The sequence below is a fragment of the Arthrobacter sp. NPDC056727 genome (assembly GCF_042790555.1).
Classification (GTDB): domain Bacteria; phylum Actinomycetota; class Actinomycetes; order Actinomycetales; family Micrococcaceae; genus Arthrobacter.
The window spans coordinates 155,332-165,758 of the sequence record NZ_JBHTZA010000011.1 but is presented as its reverse complement, the minus strand read 5'-3'; the positions used below and the strand labels follow the sequence as shown (position 1 = coordinate 165,758).

Sequence of the window (10,427 nt, the reverse complement as noted above, 5' to 3'; positions counted from 1 at the left end):
GAGATTTTGGTGGCGAGGAAGGAGTTGGCGGCGGCCTTGACCAGTTCGGCGGTGGCGAGGTCGGTCACCACCACGGGGGTGCCGTCCGCGGTGATTGGGGCGTAGCAGGTCTCAAGCAAGGAACGGGCGTGTTCGGAGGCGACACCGAAGACGAGCCGGTCCGGGTGCAGGGTGTCCTGGACTGCGTGCCCTTCGCGGAGGAATTCGGGGTTCCAAGCGAGTTCGGCGCCGGTGCCGGCGGGGGCGTTGCTGTGCAGGAACGCTGTCAGGCGTTCGGCGGTGCCGATGGGGACGGTGGATTTGCCCGCGACGAGGCAGGGTCTGTCCAGGTGCGGGGCAAGCCGGGCGAGGGCAGCGTCGAGGTAGTGGAGGTCGGCGGCGGGTGAGTCGGGTTGCTGCGGGGTGCCGACGCAGAGGAAGTGGATGTCGGCGCCGGCGGCGGCTGCGAAGTCGGTGGTGAAGCTGAGCCTGCCGCTGTCCAGCATCCGGCGGAGGAGTTCGTCGAGTCCGGGTTCGTAGAACGGCAGGGTGCCGGCGGAGAGTGAGCGGATCTTGCCGGCGTCGACGTCGATTCCTACCACGCGGTGGCCCAGCAGCGCCATGCAGACGGCATGTGTAGCGCCGAGGTACCCGGTCCCGAGAACCGACAGGAACAGGCCGCCGGCTGGGGGTTCGGCCGCCGGTTCTCCGGGGGCGGACGGGTCAGACGGACCGGACGGATGGGATGGATCGGCGGTGTCCGATGGGTTGGACCGGTCGGAGGGCGCATTCGTGCCCGCGGGCGGCTGGTGGTTCATGTCAGGCTCCTATCGGGGTTCGTTCGGGCAGTGCCGGGCCCTGGGAATTGAGGAAAGCAGAGGCAGCGGGGTGGGCAGTGACGGTGGGAAAGGCAGAGACGAGGTACTCGGCGGCGCGGGCACCCCAGGGCGGCCGGAAGGAGTAGAGGCAGGCCAGCCGGAGCCTGGTGGAGGCGGCGTATGCGGCGAAGCGGTGCGGGCTTACGTCCAGGCCTGCGGCGGCTGACATCACCGCCGAGTGGGCGATGATGTACCGGCGCGTGGTGAGCAGCTTTTGCCGCCACCGCAGTTCCAGGTGCACGTCGAGGTTGGCCAGGTCCAGGGCTGCCTCGGCCCTGCACGACTCGTCGAAATCCAGCAGCCCGGGCGCGCCGGCGCCTTCAAACATTTCGCCCCCCAGTATCTGCTTGTCGTGCAGGTCGCCGTGCGCCCAGCCCGCCGGATCCGGGGGTGTGCTGAGCAGGGTCTCGGTGACCGCCCGGGCCCGCGCGAGGAGCGCCGCGCGTGCAGGGGCGGCGTCGGCGATGCCCGCGCTGTGGCGCAGCCAGTGGTCCACCCAGCGCTGCAGGTTCGCGGCCTCCATCGCGGCATCGCGGTGCGGAAGCTGCCGCAGGCTGTCCTGGAATGCGGGGCTGCCGGCTGCGGTCACCGTCCCTGTCCAGGCCCGTGACCAGCGCGCCCACATGGCGGCGAACGAGGCATCGGTGGCCCAGGCCCGATCGGTGACTCCGGCGTGGCTTTGGCCGAGCTCGTAGAAGGAGCGGCCCGCCAGACGGCTGAAGACCAGGACATCGGATCCTGTGCTGACCAGCCGCGGTGTGTCGAAGCCGCCAAGGGTCAGGGCATCGGCCGCGGCCCTGTGGCTGACGGCTGCGGCCAGGGCACGGCCGGGCCGGAACACCTTGATGTAGGCCTCCGGGGCGCGGAGGACAGCGCGCTTGTGGGCGCGGTGCACCACCAACTCACCCCTGGCTGACTCGGCGGCGAGGGCGGGAAGGCGGCGGTCATCCACGGTAACGGGCTCGAACCTGCCGCCGTCGAAATGTCCCGCCACGACGCCAGCCTTTTCCGGGGACCGGACTTCCACGACGTAGGCGCCCTGCGATGTTCCGGGCCACGCCCGCTGCACAGTCCAGGCGCTTCCCGCGGCGTCGGTTACCCGGCGGGGGACGGGCGGATGCCAGGTCATGAAATCAGCTCCTTTGCCCGGCTCAGCTGCCAGGTCATGTCGGCGGCCCAGCCCTGCGACCGGTCGCGGAAAGGGTCAACGCTGCTGTTGAAAAGCCGGCAGGCTGCCCAGGCGTCCACGGCAGCCTGCGAAAAGCGCCCTCCGGCGTCGAGATAGCCTTCGGCGAGCTGTGCCGTTTTGGGGCCCCCGGCAGGAGCGCCATCGGCGACGCCGTCGGGAACCGGCAGCGCAGCCTCCTCCGCGGCGGCGAATGATCCCAGATCAGCCTCGGCCAGGCCCATCCCGGCCCGGTCGAAGTCGATGAGGCGCACCTCCGAACCGGCCATCAGCACCTGGTCCGGGGAGAAATCGCCATGGACCAGGACCGGCGCTGTCCGGGGCTGGTCAAGCAGCAGTGCAGCGAGCCTGGTTTCGAGGTGCCGGGCCAGGCGCTCCAGGTCCGGGACCAGCAGGGACACCATGCCCCGCGTCGCCTTCAGTTGCGCCGCGTGGTCTTCGCGCCAGCCGCCCGCCGCCGGATGGCGGACCGGACCGGCAACCCCGGAACCGGCGGGGGCGCAATGGAGTGCGGCGAGGGCCTGCCCGGCAGCATAGGCGGTGCGTGAACCCGCATTCTCGTGCGCTGCGAGGTCGCCGGCGCCCCAGGCCGTGCTGGCGCTGACACCATGGGAAAGGCACTCGGCGTCGGCCAGCTGGGGGAGCAGGGGGACGCCGTGGCGGCGCAGCCGGTCCAGGAAATGGGGCTGCTGCCCGTGGCCGGCCGGCTTGGCTGCTGTTTTGATCACGACGGCGGAGCTCGCGTTGTAGGCGAAAAGCACCAGGCGCCGTTCCGGCTTGTAACGCAGCACGCTGCTGCCGGCGAGCACGCCCGAGCCGGGTTTGGTGTGGAGACCCAGCCGTCCGGCGCCGTGGGAGCGCAGCCAGGTGAGGTTCTTCTGTAGGGCCCAATCGTCCTCCACCCCGCCCACCGCCACCACGGTGTCCGGATCACCCGGGTCAGGCCGGAGGATGCGCATATCCCCGCCACGGGTGCGGCTGGTGCGCTCACGCTCGAGGAGCTTGCCGGCGCCGGACGGGGTCCGGGTTGTCGCCCAGCCGTATTCAAAGTTTCCGTTGCGCAGGCGCCGGTAGGCAACGAGCAAAGAGGTGCCGGGCTTGTAGCGGACCCGGGTGACGCGAACGGTTTCGCCGAGCAGTTCGGACAGGCGGGTGCTGTCCAGCAGCCAGGGGAGGCCCGGTAGCAGCGTGTCGCGGCGGGCGAGGGAACGTTCGGCCTGCGCCGAGCCTGGTGCCAGGGCGATCATGGCACCACCACCCCCACGGGGCCGGTCACAGACTGCACGCCCGGGGCCTGCTCCCCGATCCAGCGGGCGAACTTCGAACCGGGGTCCCGGAGCAGGTGCTCGGGCCGGCCGACCTCCAGCAACCTGCCCTGTTCAAGCCAGACGATGCGGTCGCAGGAGCGGGCGGAGTGGACGTCGTGGGTGATGGTGATGGAGGTCCGTTCGCGGGTCAAAGCGCCGAGGGCCTGGAGGACGGAGTTGCGGGACACCGGGTCCAGCCCTGCGGTGGCCTCATCCAGGATGACGATGGGCGCCTGCCGGAGGATGGCGCGGGCGATGGCGATGCGCTGGCGCTGGCCGCCGGAGAGGTCCTTGGCTGCTTCGCCGAGGACGGTGTCGTAGCCGTGGGGCAGTGCGCGGATGAAGCCGTCGGCCTGGGCCAGGGCGGCGGCGTGCTCGATCTCCCGGTCCGTGGCGTCCAGCCGGCCGAACCGGATGTTGTCCTGGACGCTGGTGCCGAAGAGGACGGAGTCCTGGAGCAGGATGGACACGTGCGAGCGCACGGAGGCGATGGTGAGGTCACGCAGGTCCTCGCCACCGACACGGACAGAGCCCGTGCTGGGGTCGATCATGCGCAGGATGAGGCTGGCCAGGGTGGACTTGCCGGCCCCGGAGGGGCCGAGGATGGCGAGGTGCTCGCCCGCCGGGATGGTGAGGCTGATCCCATGGAGGACCGTACCCTCGCCGTGACCGGCTGAAACGTTGTCCAGCACGATATCCGGAGCGCTGGACCGCAGGGGCCGGGCGTGGGGCTTTTCGGGCAGGTCGGTCTGGGCCTCGAGGAGGTCCGCGACGCGTTCGCCGGAGGCGGTGGCCCGGGCGATCCGGCCGGTCTGTTTGGCGAGGTCCTTCAGCGGTTTCATCCCGGTTTTGAGGTACATCAGGAAAACCACCAGGTCGCCGGGCGTGATGGCGTGTTCCAGGACGCGCCAGCCGCCGCCGGCCAGGACCACCGCCGTCGCGACGCCGATCAGCACGTCGGTGCGCCGCTCGAGCCCCGCGGCCAGCCGCAGCGCGGCTACGCCCGTTCCCAGGGTTGCCTGGTTGCTCTTGCGGAAGCCGGAGCTGATGGTGTCCTCCAGTCCGTAGGCCTGCACTTCGCGGATGGCGCCGAGGGTCTGCGCCGCGGTAGTGGCGAGGCTGCCCTCGCCTTTGCGGGAGTTGCCGGCGGCAGCGGTGATCCGGCCGGAGCTGGCGCGGGAGAGGACAGCGAACACCCCGCCGGCCAGGAAGACCACCAGGGCCAGGAGCGGGTCGAGCCACAGCAGGATGACCGTCATCAGGACCAGGGTGAGCATGTTGCCCAGCAGCGGCAGCCCGGCCGTGACCGCGACCTCCTGCAGCCGGGACACGTCACCGACGAGCCGCTGGACGGTGTCGCCGGTGGAGGCGCGGGTGTGGTGGCGCATGGACAGGCTCTGGACGTGGCGGAAGGCACGGGCCCGCAGATCCGACGCCACCCGGGATCCGATCAGGGCGAAGCAGATCGCGGACCAGTAGTTGGCCAAAGCCCGGCCCAGCGCTATTGCCACCACAGCGGCGCCGCACAGCAGCAGGGTCTGAAGGCCTGCCTCCATGGAGGGCCCGGGCTTACGGAGCGTCGCACCCAAAGCCCGGGAGACGGCGTCGACCACCATCTTCACCGGCCACGGCTCGATGAGCCGGAACACGACGTCGAACGCCAGAGCGGAGAATCCGCCCGCCATCAGCCACCGGTGGCCCCGCAGGTGCGGGCGCACACACCGCAGCGTCCGGCGCAGCCCGGACTCCGGCCGGGCAGGCAAGGCGCTTTTCGGTACCGTTCTCGAGCCCATGGTCAGGCCACCTTCTTGTCGGATGCCAGTGCCAGGCGGATGGTGGCCAGCACGCTGTCCCAGCTGTAAAGCCCGACGGCGGCGGCCCTCGCCCGGGTGCCCAGACGGACCCGCAGTGCGGGGTCCGAGCCGAGGCGGAGGAGGGCGGCGGCGATCGCCCCCGGATCGGCCGGTTTCACCAGCAGCCCGGTGCGTTCATGGTGCAGGATGGACGGAATCTGCCCGACGCCGGACGCGACCACCGGCAGGCCTGCGGCCAGGTACTCGTAGACCTTCAGCGGGGAAAAGTAGTCGTCCCTGCCCGGAGCCGGAGCAGGATAGGGGGCGGCCGCGGCGTCGCATTCATGCAGCAGGCCGGGCACGGAATCCGGAGCCACGGCGCCCGTGAACTCGGCCTCCACGCCGAGCAGCGCGGCGGTCTGCTCGAGGTCCTGCCGGCACGGTCCGTCGCCAATGATCTTTGCCCGCCATGTTGGTCCGGCACTGCGGATGTTGGCCTGGGCCACGGCCTGGAGCAGGTAGCCGACGCCGTGCCAGGGCTTCAGGGTTCCCACAAAACCCGCGGTGAAGGAACCGGAATGAAGCCGGACGGGGCGCCGCGGCGTGACGCGCCCGGTGTTGACGCCATTGGGTGCCAACAGCGTCCTGGCCCCCGGAACCCGGTCCTGCACCCACTGCACCACGGGCTCCGAGACACAGGCCACCACGCTGGCCGCAGCGGCGTTCGTGGCCAGCATCCGCTCGGCAAGCCCGATGTCAGACAGGTCGCGGTACCGCTGCTGTTCCTCGATCAGCGGCGCGTTGACCTCCAGCACAGCCGGGACGCGGAGGGCGCCGGAGACCATGGCCAGCGCCGGGCTGAACAGCGAGTAGCGTTCGTACACCACGTCGCAGCCGCCCCGGACAACCGCCTCGGCCAGGGCCACGGCGGCCGCCCGGATGGCCTGCTCCCGGGCAGCCCCGGCAGAGGCAGCCCCGGCAGGTGCCGCCCCGGAAAGAGACTGAGGCCGGATTTCGGCGACGCGCAGCCCGGCAAGGTCGGCCGGCCGGTCGGTCCCGGCACGGGTGCAGTAGACGGTGACGTCGGCCCCGGCCCGGTGCCATGCACGCACGATCTCCTGGACGTGGACGGAGGAACCCTTGGTGCCGAAGACGGGGACGCCGGGGTCGGCGCAGATGTAGGCGACGCGCATCAGGCCACCGCTTCCGGCTCTGGTTCCGATTCGGTGGGCAGGGACAGGAGGTCCTGCGGAACGGCAAACTGCGGCAGGGGACTTTGTGCGCCGGGCCGTTGCACAACTGCCTGGCGCGAAAGGCGGCGCAGGGCAGCGGCCTGCCGTCCGGCGTCGTACTCGCGTTCAATGAGGTCCCGCGCGTTCCGGGCCAAAAACATCCTGTCCGTCGCGGGCGAGATGATCCGCCGGATTGCCTGCTCCAGCAGTGCGGGGTTGCCGGGCTCTATGAGGATGCCGGTGCTGCCGTCGCGGACGATTTCCGGGATGCCGGTGACGGCGGTGGAAATGCAGGGGGTGCCGGTTGCCATGGCCTCCAGCAGGACCGTGGGTATGCCGTCGGCGTTGCCGTCCGACCCCACCACGCACGGAGCCACGAAGACGTCGGCCCAGTCCAGCAGTTCGTGGATCTGGTCCTGGGTCTGCGGGCCCAGCATCCGGACATGCTGGCTGAGCCCGAGACGGGCGAGGGCGGACTGGAGGTCCTGGGCCATCATGCCGGTGCCGGCGATGCGGACGTCGGCCCGGACACCCGAACCGGTGAGGGCGGCCAGCGCCGGGAGCAGGTGCTGGAACCCCTTCTTCTCCACGAGCCGTCCGACGGCGGCAATCCGCACCGTGCTGCCGGCCGGCCTTGGGTCGCGGTAGGGGAAGCGGGCCAGTTCCAGGCCGTTCCGCACCAGCCGGATCCGGTCGGCCTGCTGCGGAAAGTGCCGGCGCAGGTACTGCAGGTTGTAGTCGCTGATGGTGACCACGTGATGGGCGTCCGCCAGCTTTGCCCGCAGGTCCTCCCGGCTGACGCTGTCGCGGAAGATGTCCGCGGCATGCGCCGTGAACGAATACGGGATGCCGGTGATCAGGGACGCGAGCCGGGTCACGGCCGTGGCGGCGGAGGCAAAGTGCGCGTGCAGGTGCCGGATGTTGCTGTGCTGCAGCGCGGCAGCCAGGTTGATGGCCTGGACGGCGTCGTCGGCGTCGGCTGCGGCGAGTTCCCTGAATGCCCCGGACACCTCATCCGTCAGCCCGGCAGATGCGGCTGCCCGGAAGGTCTCCCACACCCCGCTGCTGGACTGCGGCCGGCCAATATAGGTGACCGGTGCCTTGACCCGCGCCAGTTCGGGATGGAACCTGGCGTCGGTGGTGGGGCGGAGCGCGAAGATTTCAATGCGCTCGCCGGCGGCCTCGCGGGCCAGGATTTCCGAGACAATGAACGTCTCCGAGAAGCGCGGATACATCTTCAGGACATAGGCGGTGGCCGGCTCAGACTGCTGCACGTGCCGCACCTCCCCGGAGGCTCTGGGCCAGGTTGCTGATGATCGGCTCGCTGGTCATATGCTGGCTGAGCGGCCGGATGAGCGCCTGTGCTTTGAGAAGCTCGGCGGCCAGTCCGGGCACACGGGACAGCCCGTCGAGCTGCGCGCCCCGGCGGTCCATCCGCGTGCCGGCCCGGCCCGCGATCCAGCCGGCCAGTACATCGGGGGTCAGCGTGGCCAGCTCATGCTGTTCGAGGTAGCCGGCGGTGGCGAGGGACACGGCCCGGATCCGCTGCTCGTTGCGGGTGTGGTCGCGCGGCACGATCAGGGCGGGAACAGCCGTGCTGAGGATTTCGCAGACGGAGTTGTAGCCGCCCATGGACACCAGCGCATCAGCGTTGCTGATATGCGACAGCATGTCCTCCACTGCTTTGACAATTACGACGCCGGGACCCGCCTGCCGCCGCAGCTCGCGCCTTTGCGCTTTGGGCATCTGCGGTCCGGCCACAATGAGGTGCCCAAGGCCGGCGGGGAGCGGGGTGGCTGCGGCCAGCCTGGCCAGCTCGTAGCCGTCGGCGCCGCCGCCGACGGTGGTCATGACGTACCTGCCGGGCATCCTCAGCTTTCCCGAGCCCTTGGGCCGGCCCGCTGCCAGGTAACCCGTGTAGCTGATCATCCGCCGCAGCGAGGAGGGGATTTCACCGGCGGCCACGGGATCGTGGACTGCGCGGTCGCCGTAGATCCAGACGGCGTCGAAGAGCTCCTGGATGCGTTGCGGGCCGCCGATGCCGTCCCACTCGGCGCTTGCCGCCTCGGGGGAGTCGAGCACTTCGCGCAGCCCCAGCACCACCTTGGCTGAACCGCGTGCCCGGAGCCGGCGCAGGGCTCCCTCCAGTTCCCGGTGGATGCCTGTTGCGTGCCGGTCCACGATCACCAGGTCGGGACTGAAGCCCTGCAGCAGCGAATCCAGCAGTTTTCCGCGCAGGGACACGAGGTCCTGCAGGGGCACGGTCAGGTCCCGGGGCTCGTAGCCCGCCAAGCCTTTCATGACGCCCGGCAGGATCACCCAGTCCCACCCGTCGGGGATGCGGAACCCTGGCGCGAGGGCGGTACCTGCCACCAGGACACCGGTGACGTGCCTGCCCGTCAGGCGGGGAAGTTGGCTGGTCAGGGCGCCGGCCAGTGCGAGATTGCGCCGCACGTGGCCCAGTCCGAGCGAGTCATGCGAATACAGGATGATTCTTAAGTGCTTCATTTATGGGCCCCCACAGCCTGCCGAAAGATTCGAATAGAAAATTGACTAACCGGGCGGCCAGGTAAATCTGGCGCCGTAAAGAATTTGCCGCGGCTAACAGGGGGACTTCCTTCTTGGGTGGCGCCCTGTTTGACGCTTCAACTGAATTGTTGAGGCCGGGCGTTCGGAAAAACCTGCGCGCCGGTTGGCCCTGAAGGGTGGGCCGCGGCCCCCTCAACCCCCTCGCTGGTCCCCCCAATAAAAGGCGAGGTCAGCGCAGGGTTTTGGACAGTTCGGGGGCTGCCGGCTACGGCGGGGGTTGCATGGGGAAGGCACCATTGGCGGACACTGGGGGGACTGCTCGTGGCTGCATGGCTCCACGGTAGGGAAACCCCGTCGAGGATTGATGCAGGGGAAATACAAGAGTTGTCAAAGATTTCACAGGCTGTTGTCTGCGAATTCTCAGGATGGCGTGGCATGGGCAACGGGTGGGGTGCTATGCCGGGAGCAGTTAAGGCGTTCGCCGCTGTTCCCGGAGCCGGGACGTCGAGGCGAATGTGCCGACGCCACTGACTTGGACGGTTCCGATGACCAGCGTGCCGTGCCGGGCCGCCGGGCGGATGTCGAGGCCGGTTTCCGTGATGTTGAGGTTGTCTCCGCTGATCACGAGGATGTTCCCGGAGTTTGCTGCTGCCTGGAGCCATTCGGCGTCGTCGGCGTTGGCCGGGTGCAGCTGTTCCCGGTAGAGGATTTCCCCGTCGAGTCTGAGCCGGAGGAGGCCGCCGGGGGCGATGGTGATCCTGCAGTTGGCTGCGGCTTCGGCGGCCTGCTCCAGGATGGCGGCGTAGTCGTGGCTCATGGCCAGCTGGAAGCCGCGGGCGAGCAGGAGTGCCACCAGGGCTGAGGTGAGCTCGCCGCCGTCTTCGCGGAAGCTGAGTACCGGAACGAAGGTGAAGGCGAGCGCCGGCACCACCCTTGCCTGGCCGCCGTCGGACTTTTGGGTCAGGATCACCCGGGCGGCAACAGGGGAGAGGGTTTCCGGCTGCCACGGTGTTTGCCGGACGGTCAGGGCGGGGCCACTGCACCGCCGGTGGCAGACGGAGTCGGTGAAGGTGAGGTATTCGGTGCCGTCCGGTGCCGCGCTTTGCGTGATGTCCACGAGCAGGGACACGGGTTCACCGGGCTCGAGCGGCACCCGGCAGCTGGCACAGGTTTTCGCGAGGTCCGCGGCGGTGGTGACGTAGAGGGTTGTGTCCCTGCCTTTGAAAGCCTGAAGGCGCCCGTCCCAGGCGACGTTGCGTGTGGTGGGCATGGGTCAACGGTAGGCAGCCCTTATCTAGGAAACGTACAGGGAATATCCAAGATTTATCCAAGATCTGCGGGAGCGCTATCATTTCACATCCACCCTGCGGAAACCTTGAAAAGCCCACCCGACGGCCGGCCGCCCGCACGACCCTCCCGCAACGTTGCGTGGAGTTTTTTTGCCCAGTTGGGACCGGTGGCCAGCCAGCAGAGGAACCACAACAAAAAAAAAAACAAGCCCCCCAAGGGGCTGGAGGTAATGA

General features: G+C 69.4%; 8 protein-coding genes. All 8 read right to left on the bottom strand.

The features are described 5' to 3' along the window. Positions 1–797 (bottom strand): nucleotide sugar dehydrogenase (locus tag ACFRAH_RS13215; RefSeq protein WP_377991333.1); only part of this gene is annotated, 797 nt, incomplete at its 3' end. 1 nt (position 798) lies between these two features. Next, the gene (locus ACFRAH_RS13210; RefSeq protein ID WP_377991332.1) at positions 799–1,986 is read right to left on the bottom strand and encodes a hypothetical protein; all 1,188 of its coding nucleotides are present in this window, start codon (positions 1,984–1,986) and stop codon (positions 799–801) included. After that, positions 1,983–3,290, bottom strand: a complete 1,308-nt coding sequence (locus ACFRAH_RS13205; protein ID WP_377991331.1) for a phosphotransferase family protein — start codon at positions 3,288–3,290, stop codon at positions 1,983–1,985. The genes ACFRAH_RS13210 and ACFRAH_RS13205 overlap by 4 nt, the downstream gene beginning before the upstream one ends. Further along, positions 3,287–5,143, bottom strand: coding sequence for an ABC transporter ATP-binding protein (locus tag ACFRAH_RS13200; RefSeq protein ID WP_377991330.1), 1,857 nt, complete (start codon positions 5,141–5,143; stop codon positions 3,287–3,289). The genes ACFRAH_RS13205 and ACFRAH_RS13200 overlap by 4 nt, the downstream gene beginning before the upstream one ends. Before the next feature lie 2 nt (positions 5,144–5,145). Beyond that, positions 5,146–6,336, bottom strand: coding sequence for a glycosyltransferase family 4 protein (locus ACFRAH_RS13195; RefSeq protein ID WP_377991329.1), 1,191 nt, complete (start codon positions 6,334–6,336; stop codon positions 5,146–5,148). Continuing rightward, positions 6,336–7,649, bottom strand: a complete 1,314-nt coding sequence (locus ACFRAH_RS13190) for a glycosyltransferase family 4 protein (protein WP_377991328.1) — start codon at positions 7,647–7,649, stop codon at positions 6,336–6,338. Before ACFRAH_RS13190 ends, ACFRAH_RS13195 begins: the two co-directional genes overlap by 1 nt. Next, on the bottom strand, positions 7,636–8,883 hold the full coding sequence (locus ACFRAH_RS13185) for a glycosyltransferase family protein (RefSeq protein ID WP_377991327.1): 1,248 nt from the start codon (positions 8,881–8,883) through the stop codon (positions 7,636–7,638). The genes ACFRAH_RS13190 and ACFRAH_RS13185 overlap by 14 nt, the downstream gene beginning before the upstream one ends. Before the next feature lie 490 nt (positions 8,884–9,373). Then, positions 9,374–10,174 carry a hypothetical protein gene (locus ACFRAH_RS13180; RefSeq protein ID WP_377991325.1) on the bottom strand — a complete coding sequence of 267 codons (801 nt, stop codon included), beginning with the start codon at positions 10,172–10,174 and terminating at the stop codon, positions 9,374–9,376. Positions 10,175–10,427: the final 253 nt, after the last annotated feature.

Bases quoted from the DNA above. Each gene is read 5' to 3' on its own strand.
- ACFRAH_RS13210 (WP_377991332.1), bottom strand. From the start codon at position 1,986: ATGACCTGGCATCCGCCCGTCCCCCGCCGGGTAACCGACGCCGCGGGA.
- ACFRAH_RS13205 (WP_377991331.1), bottom strand. From the start codon at position 3,290: ATGATCGCCCTGGCACCAGGCTCGGCGCAGGCCGAACGTTCCCTCGCC.
- ACFRAH_RS13200 (WP_377991330.1), bottom strand. From the start codon at position 5,143: ATGGGCTCGAGAACGGTACCGAAAAGCGCCTTGCCTGCCCGGCCGGAG.
- ACFRAH_RS13195 (WP_377991329.1), bottom strand. From the start codon at position 6,336: ATGCGCGTCGCCTACATCTGCGCCGACCCCGGCGTCCCCGTCTTCGGC.
- ACFRAH_RS13185 (WP_377991327.1), bottom strand. From the start codon at position 8,883: ATGAAGCACTTAAGAATCATCCTGTATTCGCATGACTCGCTCGGACTG.
- ACFRAH_RS13180 (WP_377991325.1), bottom strand. From the start codon at position 10,174: ATGCCCACCACACGCAACGTCGCCTGGGACGGGCGCCTTCAGGCTTTC.